Source organism: Bacillota bacterium, from assembly GCA_013178415.1.
In the GTDB taxonomy this organism is placed as follows: Bacteria; Bacillota; SHA-98; order Ch115; family Ch115; genus Ch115.
Genome location: JABLXA010000002.1, coordinates 22821 through 46420, shown reverse-complemented (window position 1 = coordinate 46420; position 23600 = coordinate 22821). Strand labels below are relative to the sequence as shown.

Here is a 23600-nt window from a genome sequence, read left to right as displayed (position 1 = left end):
CTAAATGGATCTGGCGGTAACAATCAACAGACTGGGAAAATTTTTATTGAATTTTGACCTCAGAGCATCTACCCACCCGCGCCGATCTGTGCTATCATGTTCGATTGAAAAGGCTAATACGGGACACAGCCTCATTCGCGTGAACCTGCGATACCACAGGGCGCCCGATGATGGATGCGATCCCGGGGCCACATGGGAGATGAGTTGGCTCGATGGATTCGGGGGGTATTTCGCCCTGGGAAGATGTCCCAAAGAAACAGTGGAATGACTGGAGATGGCAGTTGTCCCACAGAATCACTGAGGCGGATGATCTGAAGAAGGTAGTTCCCCTAACATTGGAAGAGGAGGTCGGTATTCGGCGGTGTCTTACGAGATTTAGGATGGCGATCACTCCATATTATGCCAGCCTGATGTCAAGGGATAACCCTAACTGCCCCATCAGGAAACAGGCCATTCCAACCGTCAAGGAAGTGCTTCCATCAGACGAGGACATGAATGATCCCCTCTACGAAGATGTTGATTCTCCTGTTCCATTTCTTACGCATAGATATCCAGACCGTGTGTTGCTCCTATCTACAGATATGTGTTTCATGTACTGCCGGCATTGCACGAGACGCAGGCTTGCGGGTCGTGAGGATACCCCGGTGACCAGAAACGATATAGATAGAGCAATTCAATATATAGCCAGCACGCCAGCAATTCGGGATGTTCTTGTCTCCGGCGGCGATGCGTTGTGCATGTCAGATGACTCTCTTGAATATATCCTGAGCAAGTTGCGTTCCATAAAGCATGTGGAGGTAATTCGGCTTGGAACCCGCGCGCCTGTAGTGGCGCCCATGAGGGTTACTCCAGAGCTATGTAATATGCTCCGCAAATACCATCCAATATGGCTCAACACACAATTCAACCACCCCCTGGAGATCACCCCTGAGTCTACAAGGGCGTGCGAGATGTTGGCTGATGCAGGCATTCCTCTCGGAAATCAGTCGGTGCTCCTGAAGGGTGTAAACGATTGCCCTCACATAATGACCAAATTGGTGCACGAGCTGGTGAAGATTCGGGTGAGACCTTATTATCTCTACCAGTGCGATCTCTCTGAGGGCATCGGGCATTTCAGAACGTCGGTAGCTAAAGGAATCGAGATCATGGAATTCCTTCGCGGCCACACTTCAGGATATTGCGTCCCCACATTCGTCATAGACATGCCAGGAGGCGGAGGCAAGATCCCAGTTGGCCCGCAGTATTTGATATCGCAAACTGATACCAAGGTTATATTGAGGAATTACGAGGGGGTTATATCTTCCTATACTGAGCCCAAGGATCGGGTTAGCGAATGTCAGCATTGCGGCATATGCACCGAAAATGACATCGAGTATGATGGCATAGCGAAGCTCGAAAAGGGAGACGCCCTCTATCTGGAGCCCAAAGATCTGGTGCGCGAGAAGCGGCGCGCCGGATACGCCAAGCGGCGAAAGAAAGTGGCGCGGCTTGTGGCGAAAGGGCAGAGGCAATAGGTGGGGAAATAGGGGCTATCACCGGGTGCGCTTTCACCGGGCTAATGGAATGAGGTCCTTCCCATCTGATTTGGTGATGGGAAGGACCGTGCCTTTCGTTGCCAGCAAAAATACTACATAATGAGGTTATGTAACCTCCCCAAAAGGCCATTCACCATAGATCCCTGAAGAATTTGAGATGCTCTTCCGGCACCCCGGCGCGCTGGATAAGCTCAAAGTATTTCCTGTGCAGTTCTGCTGCTATGTCTGGATATGAATCGATCACATTGTGGGTGCAGCCGGGGTCAGATGTGAGGTGATATAATTCAGGGGAAATGGGCCCCTCATCGAAGATATGTATCTCCCTCGCGAGACTGTCCACCATACTCGTTACCTCAGGGGAGGCGATCCGTTGTGCCTGGCTCCCGTAAACCAGAAGCCATTCCCCATTGTAGATGGAGCTCCGGTTGGTGGGGTGGGGTATTTCAATCGCCTTTGAAGAGATAGTCGGGGATGAGACCACAAAGTCTCTGATGGCGGTTTCCTTGCCTTCCAGCACAGGCTTAAGGGATAGACCCTGGACACTTTCAGGGATCTTGCATCCGAAGAAATCCAAAATAGTAGGCATAAGGTCGACAGACTGCGCGAATTCCTTGATCCTGGCTCCGCTTTCCATGCCTGGAAGGTGGATCAGAAGTGGAATATTGGCTACTTCCGGATAGAGAGGTATGGACTGGTGGTAAGCGCCCCTGATCCATGACTTTCCGATGAAACCATGCTCCCCGAGGTAGAATCCATGATCTGTAGTGACTATTATCATGGTATTCGAAAAAAGCCCCAGAGATTCGGCGCGTTCGAGAAGCTTGCCTATCCACCTGTCAACAAGTGTTACTTCGCCGGCATAGAGGGCCCGCGCATGCTCAAGTTCCCTTTCGGTCATGAATTCCTCCCACCGGTCATACCTGGGATATATCACTTCTTCCCCCTCATAGCCAGGGTCATAGAGGTCAGCATAGTGCCTCGGGGGATCCCAGGGTTCATGAGGGTCGAATGTGTCGACATAGAGGAAAAATCTTTCCCGATAGTTCTCCTCCAGCCAATCTGAAGCCGTTCTCATGGTCCTGGCCACAAAATAGTCTTCTTCTTTCCTACGCCAGGCCACATTCCGGAGGTATTGAACCACCGTGGTTTCGGGATTCCTCAGCTTTGATGGGGCGCATGGCAATTTCACATCCCTGGGAGCAGTCTTCCAGGGATCATGCTCCTGGCCGCGAATCAGTTCCCATGCCTGAAATCCACGCTGGTAGTTGAATCCGGGGGCGAAGGGATGGGGCGTGTCCACGACCAGTGAGGTGATTACGCCTGCTTCATTCAAAACATTCTGCAGCGTTACTTCACCGGGATCCAGGGGCGCCCACGGCTTATATGTAAAAGTATATCTTCCAGTGAGTACATCATTTCTATTGGGCACAGTCGGAAATGAGGCGCAATAAGCCTGGTCGAACACTATACTCTTGTTTGCGAATTCATCCAAATTGGGAGTATGTATCCAGGTGTTGCCGTAACAGCCAAGATGGTCCCTGCGCAAGGTGTCGGAGATGATGAGGATGACATTCATGGGAAAGACCCCTTTCTTTTCGTGGTCTATGCGTGTGTCGGCATATTAGCCATGAATTGCCCTGGTGTCTTTGAGAGGATGGCGCGCTGACGTCTTTGCAGGGGCAGGATAGTGCCCCTGCGCCTCTGCAAGGATAGCCCCCGGCGTTCTTACAGGGGTGATGCTTTAGCCTTCCTAAGAAGATGACATCTTAGCGTTCTCACGATTCGGGAGCGGCACGCAGATGATTTCGACGCCTTTACCTTGAAATGACTTTACAAGGTCGGGGTCGGCATGTTCATCGGTCACCAGGCGCGATGCCCTGGATAGATTCTCGATCAACGCAATGCTCGCCCGTCCCAGCTTGCTGCTGTCCGCCGGGACTATCACCTCCTTGCCCACGCGGATCATGGCTTGCTTTACCGGGACTGAGGCCAGGTTTCCTATGCTCATATTGCCCTCTGCATCAATCGCGCCCACGCTCACAAAGGCCTTATCGGGGCGGAAAAGAGAAATCGCGCGTTCAGCCACATACCCTACCAGGGAATAGCCTTCACTGCGGGCTACGCCACCTGTAGATATCACCGTTATGTCTTTCTCATTCAATAGAAGGTTTACGATGCTTATTGAATTCGTTATGATGGTGAGGCCCTTTCTGCCCTGCAGATGCTTCGCTATAGAGAGAGTAGTGGTTCCTGAATCAAGTATTATAGTCTCGCCATCCCTTATTAGATCCGCGCAGAACTTGCCGATGGCATCTTTTTCTTCACGCTGCGCGACAGCACGCTCCTGGAACGATGGATCTAGGTGAGACGCTATTGCAGCGACTGCGCCCCCATGCGCCCGGCGAATTAGGTTTCTTCTCTCAAGATCACGAAGATCCCTTCTGATTGTCGCTCCAGTGACATTGAAGAGATGCGAAAGCTCTGCTACTGTCACGCTGCCTTTTGTGGATATCAAGCGGACTATTTCATCCTGGCGCTGAAGGGCTAGCATATCGTTTGGCATCTAATAGATGGCCTCCATTAGAAACTATGGAATTAAAGTGTTGAAAATGAAAGACATTTTCATTTATGTCCATCTACTTTATTCGATGCGAATGCGACATTTCCTTCTCCTCCCCCTTTGCACAGGAGATTATAGTCCCTCATAACAGTTGCAGAGTGCCAAATCGCGGCCCCTCCATGCCGCCTTCTGGATGATATAGAAAACCCCCTACAAATATGGTGAACGGGATAGAAGGATTTCTATCATTTGGGGAGAATAAAAGAATATGAACATTGTAGAAAAGATACGAAAACGTCCAGACCACATGTTTCCATGATGGCTGAAAATGCTGAGAGCATGCATCATGACGTGGCCCCGGAGAATTTCATGAAGCCATCATATTGACGGCGGAAGGAGAGGAGTTTCCAGTATGAAACAGTATAATGTCATCGCCATCATGCTTGACAGCCTTCGCCAGGATCATCTGGGGTGTTATGGAAACACTAGGGTGAGAACGCCTAATATCGACCAGCTTGCTCGAGAGAGCGTAATTTTCGACAATGCATATCCGGAGGGGCTACCCACCATTCCAGTACGAACAGCCCTTTTTACCGGACAGAGAACGCTTCCCTACAGGCCCTGGCAGCCCCTTGAGAAGGAGGACATAACTGCTGCTGAGATCTTCTCCGCGCTGGGATATACCTGCGCCCTCATCACTGATACATACCATTTGGCGAAGCCAGGGATGAACTTCCACAAAGGGTTCCATTCTTTCGACTGGATTCGGGGACAAGAGGGAGATCCATACATAACGGCTCCTCATGGCAAGGATCTTGAAGATTATATAAAGCCCGCCATGTATGGCGACAGGGTAGTAGGGCTTATCGATCAGTACCTGAGGAACACCGCCGGCCGCAAAGGCGAAGAAGACTACTTTTGTGCCCGGGTGATGAGGAAGGCCATGGACTGGATCGAGAATAATGCCAAGGTGAATCAGCCTTTCTTTCTATGGGTTGATTCCTTCGATCCCCATGAGCCATGGGATCCGCCGTCGCGCTACGATACATACACTGATCCGAATTATTCCGGCAAGAAGTTGATCCACCCTAAATATGGCCCGGTAGACTGGATAACCCAAGAGGAGCTTGAATATGTGAGGGGCCTCTATGCCGGAGAGGTCACGTTTGTCGATACCTGGACCGGACATTTCCTGGACAAGATCCGCGAGCTTGGCCTCATGGAAAACACCCTGATCGTCCTTCTTGCAGATCATGGGCATCCCCACGGCGACCATGGCTCTATCATGAAAACGGATAACAACCTTTATAGCGAACTCTTGCGCATCCCCCTTATGATTCGTCACCCGGAGGGGCTCTATGCGGGTAAGCATGTCCACCCGCTAGTTGAGACCGATGATGTTCTGCCTACCATCCTTGACATCTTAGGGCTCGGCCATGAGACCATCTCCATGCATGGCAAGAGCGCATGGAGACTCGTGACCGGCGAGGCTTCAAAGCTCAGGGATGTTGTAATAACCGGATACCATGAATCCCGACATCGCTGCGTCCGGGACGAGGAGTGGAGCTACATTTCCCGGCCCGATCCCGAGGATGATGAATTGTACCATCTCACCGAAGATCCAAAAGAAAAGGTGAATGTAATAGATCGCTATCCTGAGAAAGCCGAAGAACTCAGAAGGCATCTCGGGGTATATTTCAGACCTCGCCTGCCGAGGATTCTTTCGATCCAGTTGCGATATGAGGTGCAACATACTCCAGCGGGGAAATAGCCCTCTCGGGCTATACATAAATAGGTAAAGGGGGAGATCTTAGATGGTATCCGCATCCATTCGAGGACCTTTTGGCGGGAAGTTTTTCACAAGTGTCTTCCTGGTTGGATTGTTGGTGATGCTCTTTTCTTCCCTTTCCCTAGCGGCCGGCAGGTATAATGAAGCCCCTATGCTTGCCGAGCTGGTGAAACAGAATAAACTCCCTTCTGTGGAGAAAAGGCTGCCCAATGAACCTCTGGAAGTTGCCCCCGTCGAGGAAGTAGGCCAGTATGGCGGAGTGCTCCGTATCCTCCACACAAACCCGCAGAATTTCGAAGATGCTGTAAATGCTGTCGGGAAAGAGTCTATGCTTGCGTTTAACCGTGACGATGGCCGCAGCATAGTCCCTAATATCGCCAAATCCTGGGAGTTTTCTAAGGACGGAAAAACCCTGACCCTACATCTTCGCAGGGGAATAAAATGGTCAGATGGGAAGCCGTTCACAGCAGACGATATTCTCTTTTGGTATGAAGATGTTGTCTTGAACGATGAAATCACTCCTGTCAAGCCAAAGATTTGGTCGCCAGGGGATAAACTCATGGCTCTGCAGAAAGTGGATGACTACACGGTCCGGCTGAGCTTTTCCAAACCCTACTCCGCCGCCCTTATTGCTCTTGCGGCATGGGCCACGGAAGGGAATTTCTACCTCCCGAAGCATTATTTAAAAAATTACCATCCGCGCTATGTGCCGAAAGAGAAGCTGGAGGAGATGGCGAAAAAGGCAGGATATGATTCTTGGTATAGACTATTTCAAGCTAAGGCCGCGGTAGACTATTTCGGGGGTATACAGAACCCCGAAGCTCCTGTAATCCGCGCCTTCAAACCAGTGAAAAGCGCCAAAGAACTCACTATCCTTGAACGTAATCCATATTACTGGAAAGTGGATACTGCAGGCAATCAACTCCCATATATAGACGAAATTCGCCTCACGCTCGTTCAGAATATCGAAGTATACACGATGAAAGTGGTATCTGGGGAAGTTGATCTTGCCCAGTGGAATACTACGTTAGACAACTATCCGGTCTATAAAGAAAACGCAAAGAAGGCCGGATATCGAGTTCTGCTCTACAAGACAGCCTGGCCGTCGATGGCTGAGTTCTTCCTTAATATGAACCATAAGGATCCTGTACTCCGCAAGATCATAGAGGATCGCCGGTTCAGGATCGCCATGTCGCTGGCAATGAACAGGGATGAGATCAATGAGATGGTGTTCCATGGTATGGGTGAACCATTGCAAACAGTCATTCTCCCCAGGGGCGGGAGATTTTGGGATGAGAAGCTTGCCAAGCTGTATACGGAACATGACCCCGCGAGAGCTAACAAGCTTCTCGATGAAATGGGGCTCAACAAGCGGGCCAAAGATGGTTATAGACTGAGACCGGATGGGAAGGTCCTCGCGCTGACCATTGAGTATTGGCCGGGAGAAGGCGGGCCAGCCAAGAGGTCAATAGTTGAGCTTGTTCAGCGCTACTGGGAGTCTGTCGGTGTCAAAACGGTTGTGAAGGAGTCAGAAAGAAACCTCCTCCAGGTGCGCCGCCAGGCGGGCGATCATGATGTAACCCTCTGGCATACTGGCCAATGCTCAGACCCTCTTTGGATATTGAACCCGTATCATTACATCCCTGTAAACTGGGAATGTAGTTTTGGTCCTCAATGGGTCATCTGGTATACCTCGGGGGGCAAGTCTGGAGAAGAACCGCCGGAAGATGTGAAAAAGGCTCTCAAGCTGTGGGAGACTACCATGACTTCGCTAGATGAAAAGGAAGTGGCGAGGGCAGGGAAAGAAATGCTGAGGATCTTCGTGGAAAATCTTTGGGGTATAGGGACCGTGGGGCTTATGCCATGGCCAGTTGTCGCAAATGAGAAGCTTCGCAATATCCCGGAGACCGGCCTTCTGGCGTGGGATTGGGTATATCTCGCGCGATATAACCCGGAGCAGTTCTTCTTCAAGAAATGAAGGAATAGGTTGAGGGAAACTTTGAAATGAGAGGCCGGGGCGGCCGCGGCTCGGCTACCATAGCTGCGCCGCCTCCGTTTGGCAACCCTGAACCCATGGTTCTCCATATTTACCCGCCGTTTTTCCCTTTTTGCTCCCGGAGACGTGCTCTTCTACAATTTGCAACATATTCCTCGCTGAGCCGCGTCAACATACGAATATATGGCCCATCCTTATGAATCATCCTTAGCCGCAAGCGATCAGGTATCTTGGCCCGCATATTTTCAAGGTTCAGATCATCCTCCGTGATTTGCACAAGGGCAATCCCATTTTTCTGACTTAGGCTGACCTTTATGTGATCTCTAAGCCGGCCTTCTTGTAATGCATCTTCGTGTGGAAATTGAGGAGTAGTCTCATAATGCTGGCGCCCGTTATACTCGAATGCCACACCCTTTCGATAATATCTGTCATACTCTAACTGCTGCGCAGTTGATGGACTTGTTAGAAACGGTGGCCTTGCATTGTCAAGGAAATCATCTGAGTCGACTAACACATCTAGCCATTTCTTCATAAGGAACTCCCCAACATATTTGGTGTCCTCTCGGTCCTCCTTGAGGCGCCGTGCAAAAGCCTCTTGTGTCTGAGAGGGCATGGTGGTGGAAAGTATCTTCCGCCCATGTTTCACATTTGACACCAGCCAACCAGTTTCGACGAGGATCTTGCATTGTTCCCGGACCGAATCTCGGCTTATCCCCGAAATACGACTTAGTTCACTGAGTGAATCAGGTCTCATCTGCTCTATGAGCAAATATAGGTGTATCGCCTGGGACCCGATACGAGTATCTTGCAATAAATCTGCAGGGATCCGGATTTCTAATCTGTCTGCAGGGAAAATTGCCAATTCCTCCCATCTATCTTTTAGATATGGACTTCCAAGTCCAGAGTTGAAAAATGGCCAAGCTATGTCACCACGCGGTTACCGGATTCGCCGGACACGATCAGCTTATATTTCTAAAGTCGAGCTTGATCATCCATAACAGGGCTCCGGCCAACCAATGGTCTCCTAATCATTTTTTGACGTTCGAGAGGATATATTATTCACCAAATTTGGGACCTATTTGGGAAAAACTAATATGACCTCAGCCTTCCATGGCAGCGGAACGTGGACCATCAGGCCGCATTTTTGGGTGGTCCGCGCAGACAGACAGCGAATAATCAGGCAGCCTGCCTGACATAAGGCGAGGAGTCAAGCAACCTTTGCTAAGGGATGGCGGGGAATTAGGCAGCCTTGTTTCGATCCCGACGAATTCATCGCCAGCCCGCTTTGCGCATAAATTGAACTGGCGAATTTCTCGCCAGTTTTCGGACGTAGGTGGTAGGTTTTTCGTCACCCCAAACTAAGGGTGGCGAAATTCCAGGCAGGCTCTGCGCGAAGGTGGCAATGATTTCGTCAGCCCTTCTACCGAGGTGGCGAAAATACCGCCAAGTTAGGTTGGTCTTGGAGAATTATGGGTTGATTTTACTGGTGGGTGGCGAAAATCTCGCCAGGTTTTAGGCCGAGGTGACGATAATCTCACCAGGTCTTTTATTAAGATGGCGACGGCGTCGCCAGTCCTTATTCTTATTGGGCGAAATTTCTCCTAGGACGGTCCATAATTGTAAAATTATAGGATAATTCCGCGTGGAGGTGGCGATTTCTTATACATATCCAGACGAGGAGTGGCGAAAAACTGACCACTCTCGATGCCAATGTGGCGGGGTTCTCGCCACATCCTAATTCATGGATGATCATGAATCAGAATGCCGTGCTCAAAACCTCATAAGAGAATCACAGTAAAGCTACCATGCCGCTGTTTCGCTCCCCTAAGAAATGTCAAGGGTAATGGATCCGCTCCTTGCCCCCATGATCATACAAAAGATGACAGGGTGACACAAGAAAAAGCAGTATAGGACATGGACCCTCGGCATTTTTATTGTTAATATTAATGTGAGGCAGTAGGGGGTATCTCTCATGAAATCATGCTGGATTCATTGGGTCCGCCACATGTATATGGCATATCCGGCATGCCTGGCAGCATACCTGGCATATGCAGCATGTATGCAGTGCAGCCGGGCATACATGGCGGTATACCGGACACATACGGCATGCCCGGCAGCATACTGGGCATATAAGGCACCCATGGCGGCATTCCGGGTATATCCAGCATAGAGAAGGTCTCAGGGGAGATGGCTCGAGATTATAGAAATGGGGGAGGAATTATCATGTCTGATCTCCATGAAATCTGGGATGCTCTTGAAGCTGGTAATGCACCTAAGGTGAAGACCCTCGTTGAGACAGCGCTCAATAGTGGTATCGACCCACAGACAGTCCTGAATGAGGGCCTGATACCTGCTATGGGCAGGGTAGGGGAAAAGTTCAAGAAAAACGAGATCTATGTGCCTGAAGTTCTAATTGCAGCAAGGGCGATGTATGCGGGGCTTGATGTTCTGAGGCCATTGCTTGCCAAGGGTGGAATCAAAAGGACAGGGAAGATCGTTATTGGCACCGTCAAGGGTGACCTCCACGATATCGGGAAGAACCTTGTCAAGATGATGTTCGAGGGCGCAGGCTTCGAGGTCATCGACCTTGGAACAGATGTAAGCGAGAGCAAGTTTGTTGAGGCGGTTCGGACTGAGAAGCCCGATCTCCTTGGAATGTCCGCTCTTCTAACAACCACCATGCTTTCCATGAAGTCGACCATCGAGGCGCTCAAGCAAGCCAACCTTCGTGACAGCGTCAAGGTCATCATAGGCGGTGCTCCTGTCACCGAGAAATATGCCCAAGATATCGGCGCTGATGGGTATGCGCCGGATGCTAGCTCCGCCGTGGATGTGGGGAAGCAGCTCATCTCGGCGTAGCCAATATAGCGTATTCCTTTTCGGCGTAGCGGTATAGCGCATCTCCGCTCAGCGTAGCCAATATGGCGCATCCCCGCTCGGCGTGACCAACATAGCGCATCCCCGATCAACGTAGCGATATAGCGCATTGCCAGCAGCCGAATGCATCATGCATCCCGGCGGCGCCACCCAAAGGTGAAAAATGCCGCCGGGTTATTTTCAAACTAGAGCCCATTCTGCAAACAGTGGATGGGGTCATTCCTAGGGTAGGTGTCAATATTATGAGACTTATCGATATGGCGAGGAATTCCCCCAGGAGGCTCGTGGTTCCTCTCCTGGGTTATCCGGGGGCTCGACTCACGAATTCCACTCTCCGTCAGAACGGGTTCAACGCGGAACTGCACTTCAGATCCGTATCGAATATAGTTGAGAGATTCTCACCGGATGCTGTCTTTTTCATGATGGACCTATCACTGGAGGCGGGGGCGCTGGGGCTTCCCGTGCGTTATCCGCTCAACGAATCTCCAACGGTGGAAGAACATCCTGTCAAGAGGATAGAGGATCTAGGGCAGTTTAAGGTGCTGGACCCGATGAATGATGCGCGGATCAGGTCGTTCATCCGCGTGATGGAACTCATGAAGAAGCACCTTTCGATCCCATGCGGCGGATATGTCATAGGACCATTCACCCTCGCTGGACTTATGATGGGTGCAACCGAGATCACCATGGCAACGATCTTGGACCCTGATTTAGTTCGCTATACAATTGAATTTTCGACGCAGGTATGTCGAAGATATGCTAAAGCATTGGCTGACGCGGGTGCTGACATGATAGCGATCTTGGAGCCGACCGCTGTCTTGCTGTCACCTCAGGCATTCCCGGAATTCTGCGGGAATCACATAAGTGAGATCATAAGCGAGATGAAACCCATGATGATCCTGCATATCTGCGGCAATACCACACATCTTCTGTCTGAAATGTCCAAGACAGGGGCTCAGGGTCTCAGTCTGGACGCAGCAGTGGATTTCCCATCAGCTGTGCATAGGGTGGACCCAGAGGTAGTGCTTATCGGAAATATCGACCCGGTAGGGGTCATGGTGCAGGAGTCTCCCGACCAGGTTCGTGAACGAGTAAGAAATCTACTAAATGCCATGTTTCCATACGAAAACTTCATCCTGAGCACCGGGTGCGACCTGCCCCTGGAGACGCCATTTGAGAACATCGACGCCTTCATGGATGAGGGACGCCGTCAGATGAATGGAGGTATCCACCTGGAGGATGAGGGGTGCCTCCAGACAAGCGGAAACTGCTGCCAGGAGAATGTAGGTTGCCACCGGGCAAATGGAGGCAGCCGCCAGGAGAGTGGAAGTTGCTGCCCGGCAAATGAGGGCCGTCGCCAAGTAAAAGCAGCATATTGCCAGGCGGGCGAGAATTGCTGCGAGGCAGATGAAGACTGTTGTTGCTAAACGCGCTCTGACGCTCTAATGATCTAATGAACTCTCACAAAGAACCATATGATCATTACGATTTCAATCCCAAGCTTGAGGAGCGTGGCGCCTGCAAGGCCGATCAATGTCCCGAATGCGGACCGAAATGACCGCTCCAGCGTCGCGCCTTTCAGAAGCTCGGCTATAAGGGCCCCTACAAAGGGCCCTATAATAATCCCCGGGAGGCCCATTACCAGCGGCCCCAGGAGAAGACCAATAGCACTACCCCGGATAGCGGCGATCGACCCTCCATATCTTTTCGCTCCATATGCGGTGCCAGCATAGTCTATGAGAAACGTAAGGCCTACAGCCACCCCCTGGAGCAACAAGAACACGAACCTGATACGGGCAAAGCCGGTGAAGAGGCCGTAAACGAACATGCCGAGCCATATCAACGGAGCGCCCGGAAGAGCCGGCAACACCGTGCCTGCCAGCCCCAGGAGAAACAGAATAAGGGCAATTGTCATTCCTATGATGTGTCCCATACTATTTTCAACCCTTCCTCTGCCTTCATATTTTCACCAATATGTGGCGCTCTCCTTTCAGAGGAATTCGCGACATCTACAATAATTTCACGATTTTCTCGAGCATGCCATGGGGAATGGCTGTAATTTGCAATGCCAAGTCCGGAAGGTATGGCAACATATTCGTCGAATAGAATAAGGCATGCGCGCAAAAACGTGGAGTGTGCCATGGCATCCAGCCGCATCTCTGCATTCGCGTATATCGCGGCCTTTATATACCATTACCTTTGCGCATCGTGATCTTCACGCATTATGGCCATTGCGCACCGCGGCGTTCGTATATCATGATCCTCATGTATTGTGACCATTGCGCACCGCGGCGTCCGCGTACCATGATCCTTATACATTATGGCCTTTGCGCGTCACGACCTTTCCGCATCATCGAGGAGTTGGTAGCTAATTATGAGAGAATTCGATGTAATTGTCGTAGGTGAGCTCAATGCCGATATAATAATGAGGCTGGATTCGCCTCCGGAGCCGGGGAAGGAAGTCCTCGCCACAGATTCCCTCATCACCCTTGGCAGTTCCTCTGCAATATGCGCCGTTGGCCTCGCCAGACTGGGACTCGGAGTGAAATTCATTGGATTTGTTGGTGATGATGACCTTGGTAGGTTCATATTGAGAAGGCTTCATGGTGAAGGGATCGAGGTAGAGGATGTGGAAATAGCGAAGGGGGAGAAGACAGGCTTCACCGTTTCGCTTGTTCATGGCGGTGACAGGGCCCTGGTGACAGAACCTGGTGTCATGAGGAAATTTGACCTCAAAGATGAGGATTTTCCGAAACTCTCCTCTGCAAGGCACCTACATATTTCATCTCCTTTCCTGCAGGAAAGCCTTCGGACAGCAACGATCCTGAGGGAGGCAAAGGTTCGCGGTCTCTCCACATCCCTTGATCCCGGCTGGGACCCGCTAGACAGTCGCTGGGATTCGTTGAAACCAGCCTTTCAGCATATTGACATATTGCTCATGAATCAGGTAGAGCTGGAAAGATTCTCGAAGGGGAAGGGAATCGGAGCCATTGAACTGCCCCGGCGGGTGATTGTAAAGCTAGGAAGCATGGGAAGCACCGGCAGGTGGGATGGGGAGACCGTAAGTCAGCCAGCATTTCCCGTAGCTCCAGTTGATACCACCGGAGCGGGAGATTCGTTCAATGCTGGATTCCTCTATGCATTCCTGAATGGATATGATGTGCAAGAGGCGATGCGGTTCGGCAATGCCTGCGGAGCCCTATCATGCATGGCTCTCGGGGGCACAGAGGGATTCCCGCGGCTTGACCAGGTATTGAAATTCCTGGGCAAATAATCTCGAAAGTTCTTTAAAAAAGCTCCTTAAATCGGTAGGCTGCCTGATGGGCAGAATAGCGAACCGCGACGGATGCGACGGCAGCTATTTGCTGAGCGGCAATGGCGGCACGCTGAAGAGTCTTAAGATTCTAAGAAAGGTTTATGGTATATGAATTTACATGGTTCTTCAAGGACGACACGCCTGATAGGCGCGTCTTTCGCAATAATGATGGCCGGCATACTGAGCAAATGTCTTGGCTTCGTTCGCACAATGGTGATTGCTGCGGTGTATGGAGCGAGTTCCCAGGTGGACGCTTTCGTTGTGGCGCAGAATATCCCAGGCATGCTTTTTGGACTTGTGGGCGGCGCGCTTGGCACCGTAGTAATCCCGCTTTTCACCCGAAAAAGAGTCACCGAAGGGGATGAGAAGGCATTTCGCATGCTGGGAACCATCTGGAATGCGGTGATTCTGGCCGCGTTGCTGATAATTATCATAGGAGAATTCGCGATGCCCCTCCTGGTAAAGCTGATCGCCCCAGGTTTCAGGGGCGAGGTCTATGAGCAAACGATCACACTTGGTTACATAATGATGCCGGGAGTTCTTGTCACCGGGCTCAGCTTCACGGCAAGCGGCGTGCTGAATTCCTTTCAAGTCTTTGGACTTCCGGCATTTGCGGGCCCATTGCAGAATGTGATCATCATCGCTTCCGTTTTCACTCTTGGCCGTGTGATGGGAATAAAAGGGCTTGCCTTTGGGACGCTGATGGGAATGGCGGCCCAACTTGTTATTTTATGGCTCGTCTTGAGGAATAAAGGTTTCCGGCCGGGGATGAGCATCGACTGGCGCTTGCCAGAGCTCAGACAAATGGTCATGCTGTCATTGCCAGTGGCGGTTGGGGCAGGCCTCGGGACCGTCAACGCGCTTGTGGACAGGATCCTGGCATCCAGCCTTCCAGCGGGAAATGTAGCGGCAATTGACTATTCAGCGCGGCTTTATACTCTTCCCATGACACTCCTCGGAAGCGCCATCGGAACGGTTCTATATCCTACATTTGCCGAATTCGCGGCTTCCAGGGATGATGCCCGGACAACCGATGGAATTCGCCGCGGATTGTCTGTGGGCACTCTGGGACTCTTCCCCATCTCCGCTGGAATATTCGTGCTCGCCAGACCCCTGACGCAGGTGGTCTATCAGAGAGGAATGTTCGATGCCAATGCAACCATTCTGACTTCTGGAGTTCTAGCCATGTATGTGTTGGGGGTCCCCGCCATGAGTTGGCGTGATGTTGCCAGCCGAGCATTCTATGCCAATGGAGATACCATAACGCCCCTGAAGACCGGGATACTGAGCGTGGCGGTCAATGTGGCGCTCAATCTCGTCCTTATCCGCTTTATGGCGGCTAGAGGCCTCGCCCTCGCGACCTCCATCGCGTCATGGGTAGGAGCATTGAGCCTCATGTGGCTGTGGGACCGGAAACAATCTTGCGCCGCGGCGAAGATCCTTGGCAGTCGGTTTCTTTCTGAAACCGTCAAGGTGCTGGCTGCCACAGCTATCATGTCAATAGTCGTATATTTTCTCTGGAATCACGCAGTAGAGCAGGCAACTGCAAGCAGAATGACAGATATGTCAAATATGCAGACCCTTTCATGGCTGATTCCGGCGACATTTGTGGGTGCTGTGACATACCTCTTATGCGCGTGGTGTCTGAAAGTTGGAGAATTTAGATTCATTGTCGATCTAGCGAAGCGAGGGCTGAGACGATTGACTAACAGGTGACGACCCTTGGAGCGCGCCCCTTCTGCGGGAATTACCTCGCGCGGGAAACTGGATGACCTTGAGAAGCATTTGGAATTTCTCGTGTCGAACCTGAGAGATTTTGGCAGGCGCAAAACCGAAGCTGTTGGCGGTACATAACAAAATGGCAGGGGAGACAGGACTTGAACCCGCAACCTACGGTTTTGGAGACCGCCGCGACCTTGCTATGCCCCCAAACCCGCATGGTTATTGGATTTTTCCCCTGGTAGCCTTCGTTGGTACTTACGGTCTCCATTTTTGAACCGCGTATCCATAAGCGGAGAAACCGTAGTCACTCCATTTAAAGTCTTCTACATAAGTAGATAAACTCCTTCTTTATGGGGAAGATTTTTTTTGGGCGGCCAGTCCGCTTTCCTGTGGGCCCGCCTCTTTTCCTGTCCCTGTATCTGGCCTGTGCCTCGGCGTTCTCGCATTTCGGGTCATGATACTTCTCTCTAGGGTCGCTACTCCTGAAGAATTTGCGGCAGTGTCTGTATTGGCATTGCCTGATGTGATTCCCCTTGGTGTTATCCAGAAATAGCATGAGGTAGAATGCGGAAAGCAAAGTATTAAACCTCCAATTGATCTTGCCTTTATCATCAATCGCAGGTGCCACGTCCTCTAAATACAGATTGACGCAGGAGGACACGGTGAGCCTGGCCCGGTCAATCAGACTTTTGAGAATGAGGCCGTCTTCGGTATATTCAAGAGACTGCCGGATATAGGCTATTTCCCCTGTTTTACTACGCAAGAGATGATCAGGAGAAGCCTTAGAGGTGATAGCTTCGAGATGGGCAGGAAAATGCAGGTTGTTAAGAAGGACATGGATTTCCCCTTCAATTGCGGTCTTCTCCTCCCTTAGCTCTTGGACTCTCTTCTTATACCCTTCCCTGTCCTGGATATTCCGGGTTCCAGCCATGCGGGAAAATGTCAGATTGATTTCCCTTTCCACTCTCTCATACTGAAATATGCTTGACCACAAGGAAGCGATAGACCTGTAGACTCTATGTGCTTCCCTTATGTCGGATATTGATTCCTCCCCACGCTTCAACACTCCACCATAGGAGGAAGGAGAAGAAACCCCAGGGGGATTGGCGATACCGAGAAAGCCATACTTGCTTATGAATTCCAGAATCGAGAATTCATCTTCTACATCAAGACCCAGAAATTCAATGTGCGGTCCTGCGGTCTTTCTCTTTGCCCTTTTCTCAGCAGTCTCTTTTTCCTCAGTGGTCTTCTTCTCCTCGCTCTCCTCATACGCCTTGAACGGCTCGTATAGCTCGTAATCATCTAACCCAGAGAACACAAGATCACTGTATTCATCGAACGACAGGACCTCATATGGACCCCAGGCGTCCCCTTTGGCTCTCTCCCATGAATCCTCCTGCCACTCTCTATATTTCTCCTTGGCCACAACCTTCCCCCGGAACAGAATGACCTCACACCTTGGCCAGATTGATCCTTTAGTCAGAATCCCCTCATTCATGAACACAACCTCCTTATTGGCTAGAAGAAGATGCCTGCGATTCCTTCCACCAGCTGGAAGAAGCTGCCTGCGAATTCCCCTATTCTCCAACAGCGAATACGCCGCGAAGCCTTCCCCATCAGGTGTTAAGCGTCCGCAAGCAACTCCACCTGATAAACGCACCCATGGAAACTGGAAGAAAAAGACAGTAAGGGTAAGGTAAGATTAGACCTTATTGAACTTATCATATCACCTGCTTATTCTGGAATCAAGACAAGATTTGGAAGGAGGTATACAAAAATGATGACGATTAAGGAATTACGGCTCAGACTTGGCGTGCCACAGCGTGTTATCGCTGCGGCTTTACAGGTGGACACGGCGACCGTATCTCGCTGGGAGAGAGGGACTCGGATTTCCAGGCATTTTATCCCAGCTCTTGCTAAGGTTTTACAGGTGGACCCGAAGGAGCTGGAACCATTTATCTATCGTAGAAAGCTGGGATAAAATATGGAAATTTATGGAAATTACCAAGGAAGACGGATCTGCGTTGGAAAGCTGCGGGATGGTGTTTTTTGTAAACGAGTTAAGTCCTACCAGAAATTGTATAAACTTGATAGTTATGGGTTCGATAAAGACTATGTTGATCAATTGAAAAATTTTGGATGCCACAGAATTGAACTGTTGGAAACAAATACCAATATACTTTATGTCATAGATTTCCAGCGATTCTGTGACCTGGCGATCCCCAAATCTTTGGGAAAATTCGGAATCCGGTATTATCTGCCATTGAGATATTGGAATAAGATACCAGGCCGAAGCCTGGCGAACACGGGGGGGTGAGAAATCATGTCCAACCACATTTTATCCCAGATTCTGGAAAGACTCAAATTAGTAAAGGGACCCAATGATTCCGGTTTCTACCAGGCACTGTGTCCTTATCATGACGATCACAGGCAGTCTCTCTCTTTGAATGAAGCGGGATTCACCTGCTTTGGCTGCGGTCAGCGTGGTAACCTCCAGAAACTGGCGATCAAGCTAGGTATTCCCACAGAACAAGAGCGGAAGATTTTGACAATATACGATTATCTGGATAAAAATGGCAAACTCGTATATCAAGTGGTGAGGTATGCTCCCAAGAATTTCCTCCAGCGTAGACCTGACCCCTCTGGAAAAGGTTGGATCTGGAATCTGCAGGGGGTAGACCCAATTCCTTATAGGTTGCCAGAACTTATCGCTTCCCCAAAAGATAGCTGGATATTTATCCCAGAAGGAGAAAAGGACTGTGATAATCTAGCAAAATTTGGTCTTGTAGCCACTACCAATTCTGGGGGGGCTGGGAAGTGGAGACAGGAATTCGCGAAATACTTCGCGGGTAGAAAGGTAGTCATTCTTCCCGACAATGACGAACCTGGCCGCAAACACGCTGAAGCTGTCGCAAGGAGTCTGTATGGGACTGCATCTGATGTGCGAATCGTGAATCTGCCTGACCTGCCAGAAAAGGGGGACATCTCAGATTGGCTAGCGGCAGGTGGTACAAAAGAAGAATTGTTGCGGTTGGTGCAGGAGTCCTCGGAGTGGCGACCCCATGGGGAGCGAACTGCTATCGAAGTTATGACCGCACAAGAACTTCTGAATATGCAGATTCCTGAACCCGTCGAAATAGTCCCTGGAATCCTCGTCGAAGGGGTTACTGTATTTGCAGGCAAACCCAAACTTGGAAAAAGTTGGGCGGCTCTCGGCATCGCCATAGCAGTCGCGACAGGAGGATACGCGTTCGGTTGTATTCAGGTGAAACAACGGGGGGTTCTTTATCTGGCCCTAGAGGATTCCAAGCGGCGATTGCAGGATCGAGTTAGGATACTATTGAAAAACGCCCCTCCTCCTCCCAATTTGTATATATCCAGAGTATGGCCCAGGCTGGATCAAGAAGGGGATATGGAGCTAGATAAGTTCTTAACCGATCATCCAGAAGTCAAATTGGTCATTATTGACATTTTTGAGCGAATTAGGGAAAGAAAAACGAACGATCGAGGGAAGACGCTCTACAATCTTGATTACGCTTCAGTCGCCAAATTGAAAGCTGTTACCGATAAGCACGGAGCTTCTCTCTTGCTTGTGCATCACACAAACAGGGGGGAACATGACGACCCTATCGATATGCTGTCTGGTTCTAGTGGGATTGCGGGTGCAGCAGACTCTGTTCTCGTGCTAAAACGAACACGCGGGAAAGCCGATGCTGAACTCTTTGTCGTTGGTCGCGATATTGAGGAACGAACCCTGGCTCTCAGGGCGGACCCTCACGTAGGTGGGTGGGTGCTGTTGGGTGATGCGGAAGAATACAAGATAAGCCGGGAGCGACAAGCAGTTATCGAGGCCCTAAAAGCTAATGGAGAGCCTATGTCCCCAAAGCAGATAGCTCTAGCGTTAGGACAACCCTATGAAAACGTGAAAATGCTTCTTTCCCGTATGGTAAAAAATGGGGAAATCAAGGCTTTAGATAGGGGGAAATACACAGTAGTAAAAGAGGGTTACTTCGGTTACCATGTTACTTCTGTTACTTCGGTTACCACGGTTACTTCTGAGAAAGGTAACCAGAAGGTAACCGAAGGTAACACCCCCCCCCTGTTACCTTTTTGAGACCTGAACCCCTTGTGGCCCAAGGGATTCAAGAAAAGGTAACCGAAGTAACTGAGGTAACTAAAAGGGTTATTCGACCACCAGAGGAACGATTCTGAGGGGGTGGCTATGGGTGATAAGCAAAGGGACCCAATTGGCAAGATACGTATTCTCCGGCGGCGGCAATATGTTCCTCATTGACGAGGAAACAATTCGCTGCGAAGTGTCAAAGGGAGCATTGAGCGATGGATTGATAAGCAAGCTCCGCAAGTATAAGCCGGAACTGCTTGAGATATTGCGGCATCCTGGGTTGCGATTATTGCAGTGGCTCATTCTTGAAGGATACGAGTTAAAAAGCGACGGGAAAACGTTAGCTATTACTGGTCCTGTTACCCCGAAAATTCGGGCGGCTATTGAGGAATCCCTGCCAGTATTGATATGGATTCTTTCACCTGGGGGTGATGATTCTGATGGCTCCTAATGAAGTATTAAAGGCCCTCTGGGAGAACGAATGCACCATTATGGTGGAAGGCGATTCCTTGGTAGTTACCGGCTATCTCACTGACGACCTGCGGCAAGAGATCCGGAACCACAAGCAGGAAATCATTTCCCTGTTGCAGTCCCAAACAAAGAGAGTAGAATACGTGGGCAATTGTCCTGTCCTGATAATTAACAGGATTAACCCCCTGGATTTTCGCCGTGACCCTGCAACAGGCAGGTGGATTCACGACCCAGGCTGGTGGAGAAATCTGCCAAAAAGGGAAGGGAGGAGATCGAAGTGAGGGCGATAAAAAGGGACATGTGGCCCGTCTGCCTCGGTGAAACGACTGTAGAGGTCAAAGAACTCTACGGTCAGGAGAGTGCTAGGTTTTTTGATCCATATGGACCAGAGACAACCCCATACCGCTGTTCTATTTGTGGAACCTCAATCCCTTATTCTGCTGGGGTTGGTTTGGTCAGGCTTCTGGTGGAGGTCCGGGAAGGAAAAACTCTTGTCCCAAACATCACTGTTTACTTTTGTGAAGACTGTTCCTGGAACGCTTTGATGGGGGATCCTTGGACCAAGGAAAATATCTTACGCATAGTCCGCAATTGTTGGGACTGGTGATGCCCTTTGAGGATCATAAACAACATCAGGAAATACCGGCTTCAGAAGAACCTTTCCCAGCTTGAACTGGTGGACCGGATAAACTCCTGCCTTGCATTCGGGGAAAAGCGGACCTCGAAATTCAGGTTGCAAATGTATGAGACTGGAAGGGCGGTCCCCTCCAGGCCGGAATTGGAGGCCATGGCCCGTGTCCTGGGGTATAGGCCAGAAGCCTTATATGAAGGGTATCCATCCCTTACCGTTGACTGGAAAGACAACTGGAGGCCGGAACCAAGGATTGTGAGGCCAGGGATCGTAAGGAGGTGGGGAAAATGCGGGATATGATATTCCAGGCTGTCCTGTGGGCAGGACTAATACTCTTCCTGGAATTCCATTTCAGACTGGTAAAGGGTAGAAATAAATAAATACGAACATATGTTTGTAATAATGTGACATCGAAAAGCGTTCCCTCCCAGGATTTGTCACCCCCTGTCATGCGTTTTCTGGGTATCGCACAGATTCATGCTACTGGGTATTTTTTCCATATACTCTCCATTTTCCCGCCTCTTAACTCAATGCCCCGTGTCCCGAATCCCGCTTCCCCTTCCTCTCCTGTGCTGATATTCTACTTTTGTATAAAAGGTTCAAAAATTGGTGGGAATTTTTGAGACGGGTCTCCCCGCCTGCCCGTTCGCTTGCGAAAGGGGGCATCCCGGGTCCTTCCAGGCCGCTGGCCGATGAAGAGGGGAGGGGATGAGTTTGTCCGCCTGTGGCCTCACCATTTGCCCCAGGATTGGCGAGAGGAACCTGGATAGGGGGAAAAACCTTTGGACGGAAAAAATCGTCCGTCCTGGAGGCTTTTCTGTGGCTCATGGAATAAGAAAAGAGAGGAGAAGCCGTTGTTCTCCTCTCCCTGAATATCTTATGAGGTTACTTGTCCCCCCTGGCTATCGCATGACACAGGAGGGGTTGCAAGAGTTTGACGGAGATCAGTAATGCAGGATCAGGGAAATTCGGCCACCTGCCATATTTCCTGGCGAAGGCGACAAGCATCCCGCCTACCTGTTGACCCTTGCCTTCTTCAATATAATGATTCAGGCTCCATGCGGCCATATCCATGGCCTCAAAGGCGGCCATTATCTCCTTCCTCTCCTCTGGTTTCAAAGCCTCTCCCATGATCAGTCACCCCCCTTCAGTTTTTTGGTTAACTGTCTGAGTATTCTATAGGATTGCCGGATATTGTCCGCCCCGAGGATCAGACAGGCCACAAGAAGAAGCAGTCCGATAATCGTTATGGTGTCGCACATTTCGTTACTCTCCTACCTGCGGACCTTGCGGACCCTGTTAGCCTGTGGCAGGATCACATTCAGAGGGTTGGCTTTCTCTATCGCTTCCCTGAGATCGGATTCGAGGAGGCGGACATATCGCTTTGTCATGGTCATGTCTGTATGTCCCAGCATCCCCTGCACCACAAAAGCATTAGCCCCTGCTTTCAGCGTATTGATCGCGAAGCTATGTCTGAGCATGTAGGGGGTGACATTGATCCCGAGAATCTTCCCGTACCGCTCCAGTCTGTCTCCCCATTCAAGGGTTGTCATTCGTTTGCCGGAGTATGTGCAGAATACAGGGACGGAGTCCGGCCAGGCGGGGTGTCTTGCGTCAAGGAGATCGCGTATGGCCTCCACCACAACTGGGAGGATAGGCAGGACCCTCTCCTCCCTCGTCTTCGCAACCTGTCTTTGGACTGTGACAAAGCGACTGCGGAGGTTGAAATCCGGGGGGAGAAGGGACAATGCTTCGCATGGTCTGATTCCTGTGGATAGCGTAAGGACCATCAAAGCGTAGTCCCGGAGTCCCGCGAATGTCTTCTTGTCAGGCAATTTCAAAAGGCTTTGCAGGACCTCTTCTGGAAGGTGACGTATCTTGCCGGGGTCCTTCTTCTTGGGTATGTCGGAGAGAGGATTTTCCGGGAATATGCCTTCCCTGACGCACCAGGAGAAGAATGCTTTGAGGTATTCCCTGCGAAGGTTGAAGGTTGCAGGCATGATTTCCTGCGACATGTATTCCATGACTCTTTGCCGCAGGTTAGCTGGGTCATAGGCATCAGGACAGGCGGTGAAGAAGCGGGATACATGGTCTTTGTAGTCTTTGATCGTTCTTGAAGCTACTCCTTGTGCTTGCTTCCAGGAGAGGAAGTCTTGAAGTGCGTCCTTCCAGGTGTCTGGAAGTTTCTTGTGGATACGAAAGAGTTTGGCCATAAAAATACCCCCTGATACGGAATCTCAGATTCGCTACCAGAGGGAAGACCGTTGCTTCTGCAAGCCTTTGTTTAGTACTTACGGTCCATGCATGTTGGGTTCAATTTCCAAAAACCTGAATCCCTTGTGGCTCTAGGTTGGCAGGGGAGACAGGACTTGAACCCGCAACCTACGGTTTTGGAGACCGCCGCTCTGCCAATTGAGCTACTCCCCTGCGCTCTGTAATTATACAATATTCGATCTCGTTGATTTTGTCAAGAGTGCCTGAAGGCTGAAAGCCGCGCTGTTGCCGCTTGAGAGACATCCCGACGGGAATTCGCGGGGCAGAGCATCGCGCTCTATTAGCTTTGTGAATACTATCTCCACG

20 protein-coding genes and 1 tRNA gene are annotated in these 23600 nt (G+C 50.5%); 13 read left to right on the top strand and 8 right to left on the bottom strand.

What is annotated here, in order from left to right; translation table 11 throughout:
• Positions 1-212: 212 nt before the first annotated feature.
• Positions 213-1514 (top strand): lysine 2,3-aminomutase, encoded by a 1302-nt coding sequence (gene ablA, locus HPY52_01505; protein ID NPV78940.1) that lies wholly within the window; start codon positions 213-215, stop codon positions 1512-1514.
• Between the two features lie 151 nt (positions 1515-1665).
• On the opposite strand, the gene HPY52_01500 is transcribed toward ablA, so the two are convergent.
• Positions 1666-3111: a sulfatase gene (locus tag HPY52_01500; protein NPV78939.1), complete on the bottom strand. Its 1446-nt coding sequence runs from the start codon at positions 3109-3111 to the stop codon at positions 1666-1668.
• Positions 3112-3285: 174 nt separating this feature from the next.
• A complete protein-coding gene (locus tag HPY52_01495; protein ID NPV78938.1) occupies positions 3286-4098 on the bottom strand; it encodes a DeoR/GlpR transcriptional regulator in 813 nt (270 codons plus the stop codon).
• 409 nt (positions 4099-4507) lie between these two features.
• Between HPY52_01495 and HPY52_01490 the strand changes: the two genes are divergently transcribed.
• A complete protein-coding gene (locus tag HPY52_01490; protein NPV78937.1) occupies positions 4508-5866 on the top strand; it encodes a sulfatase in 1359 nt (452 codons plus the stop codon).
• A gap of 43 nt (positions 5867-5909) precedes the next feature.
• On the top strand, positions 5910-7862 hold the full coding sequence (locus HPY52_01485) for an ABC transporter substrate-binding protein (GenBank protein NPV78936.1): 1953 nt from the start codon (positions 5910-5912) through the stop codon (positions 7860-7862).
• Between the two features lie 109 nt (positions 7863-7971).
• On the opposite strand, the gene HPY52_01480 is transcribed toward HPY52_01485, so the two are convergent.
• A complete protein-coding gene (locus tag HPY52_01480; GenBank protein ID NPV78935.1) occupies positions 7972-8691 on the bottom strand; it encodes a hypothetical protein in 720 nt (239 codons plus the stop codon).
• Positions 8692-10103: 1412 nt separating this feature from the next.
• Between HPY52_01480 and HPY52_01475 the strand changes: the two genes are divergently transcribed.
• Together HPY52_01475 and HPY52_01470 are read left to right on the top strand one after the other, a co-directional pair.
• Complete coding sequence (locus tag HPY52_01475; GenBank protein NPV78934.1) at positions 10104-10739, top strand: corrinoid protein; 636 nt, start codon at positions 10104-10106, stop codon at positions 10737-10739.
• A gap of 275 nt (positions 10740-11014) precedes the next feature.
• Positions 11015-12184: a methylcobamide--CoM methyltransferase gene (locus tag HPY52_01470; GenBank protein ID NPV78933.1), complete on the top strand. Its 1170-nt coding sequence runs from the start codon at positions 11015-11017 to the stop codon at positions 12182-12184.
• 23 nt (positions 12185-12207) lie between these two features.
• Here the strand turns inward: HPY52_01470 and HPY52_01465 are convergent, their stop codons facing one another.
• Positions 12208-12690, bottom strand: a complete 483-nt coding sequence (locus HPY52_01465) for a DUF456 domain-containing protein (GenBank protein NPV78932.1) — start codon at positions 12688-12690, stop codon at positions 12208-12210.
• 441 nt (positions 12691-13131) lie between these two features.
• Here HPY52_01465 and HPY52_01460 point away from each other — a divergent pair, with 441 nt between their 5' ends.
• Both HPY52_01460 and murJ read left to right on the top strand, forming a co-directional pair.
• Entirely contained in the window at positions 13132-14031 is a 900-nt protein-coding gene (locus HPY52_01460; GenBank protein ID NPV78931.1) for a carbohydrate kinase family protein, read from the top strand.
• 207 nt (positions 14032-14238) lie between these two features.
• The gene (murJ, locus tag HPY52_01455; GenBank protein ID NPV78930.1) at positions 14239-15789 is read left to right on the top strand and encodes a murein biosynthesis integral membrane protein MurJ; all 1551 of its coding nucleotides are present in this window, start codon (positions 14239-14241) and stop codon (positions 15787-15789) included.
• A gap of 319 nt (positions 15790-16108) precedes the next feature.
• On the opposite strand, the gene HPY52_01450 is transcribed toward murJ, so the two are convergent.
• Complete coding sequence (locus HPY52_01450; protein ID NPV78929.1) at positions 16109-17383, bottom strand: hypothetical protein; 1275 nt, start codon at positions 17381-17383, stop codon at positions 16109-16111.
• 189 nt (positions 17384-17572) lie between these two features.
• On the opposite strand from HPY52_01450, the gene HPY52_01445 reads away from it, so the two are divergent.
• The 6 genes from HPY52_01445 to HPY52_01420 all read left to right on the top strand — a co-directional run bounded on the left by HPY52_01445 (position 17573) and on the right by HPY52_01420 (position 21320).
• The gene (locus HPY52_01445) at positions 17573-17776 is read left to right on the top strand and encodes a helix-turn-helix transcriptional regulator (protein ID NPV78928.1); all 204 of its coding nucleotides are present in this window, start codon (positions 17573-17575) and stop codon (positions 17774-17776) included.
• A 342-nt stretch (positions 17777-18118) separates the two neighbouring features.
• Entirely contained in the window at positions 18119-19909 is a 1791-nt protein-coding gene (locus HPY52_01440; GenBank protein NPV78927.1) for an AAA family ATPase, read from the top strand.
• 112 nt (positions 19910-20021) lie between these two features.
• Positions 20022-20369, top strand: coding sequence for a hypothetical protein (locus HPY52_01435; GenBank protein ID NPV78926.1), 348 nt, complete (start codon positions 20022-20024; stop codon positions 20367-20369).
• Positions 20359-20670 (top strand): hypothetical protein, encoded by a 312-nt coding sequence (locus HPY52_01430; protein ID NPV78925.1) that lies wholly within the window; start codon positions 20359-20361, stop codon positions 20668-20670. Before HPY52_01435 ends, HPY52_01430 begins: the two co-directional genes overlap by 11 nt.
• The gene (locus HPY52_01425; GenBank protein NPV78924.1) at positions 20667-20996 is read left to right on the top strand and encodes a hypothetical protein; all 330 of its coding nucleotides are present in this window, start codon (positions 20667-20669) and stop codon (positions 20994-20996) included. Before HPY52_01430 ends, HPY52_01425 begins: the two co-directional genes overlap by 4 nt.
• 6 nt (positions 20997-21002) lie before the next feature.
• Positions 21003-21320 carry a helix-turn-helix transcriptional regulator gene (locus tag HPY52_01420; protein NPV78923.1) on the top strand — a complete coding sequence of 106 codons (318 nt, stop codon included), beginning with the start codon at positions 21003-21005 and terminating at the stop codon, positions 21318-21320.
• Between the two features lie 585 nt (positions 21321-21905).
• Here HPY52_01420 and HPY52_01415 read toward each other — a convergent pair.
• The 3 genes from HPY52_01415 to HPY52_01405 all read right to left on the bottom strand — a co-directional run bounded on the left by HPY52_01415 (position 21906) and on the right by HPY52_01405 (position 23447).
• Positions 21906-22151, bottom strand: coding sequence for a hypothetical protein (locus tag HPY52_01415; protein ID NPV78922.1), 246 nt, complete (start codon positions 22149-22151; stop codon positions 21906-21908).
• Between the two features lie 143 nt (positions 22152-22294).
• Entirely contained in the window at positions 22295-23233 is a 939-nt protein-coding gene (locus HPY52_01410; protein ID NPV78921.1) for a tyrosine-type recombinase/integrase, read from the bottom strand.
• A 138-nt stretch (positions 23234-23371) separates the two neighbouring features.
• A tRNA-Trp gene (locus HPY52_01405) sits at positions 23372-23447 on the bottom strand.
• Between the last annotated feature and the right edge of the window lie 153 nt (positions 23448-23600).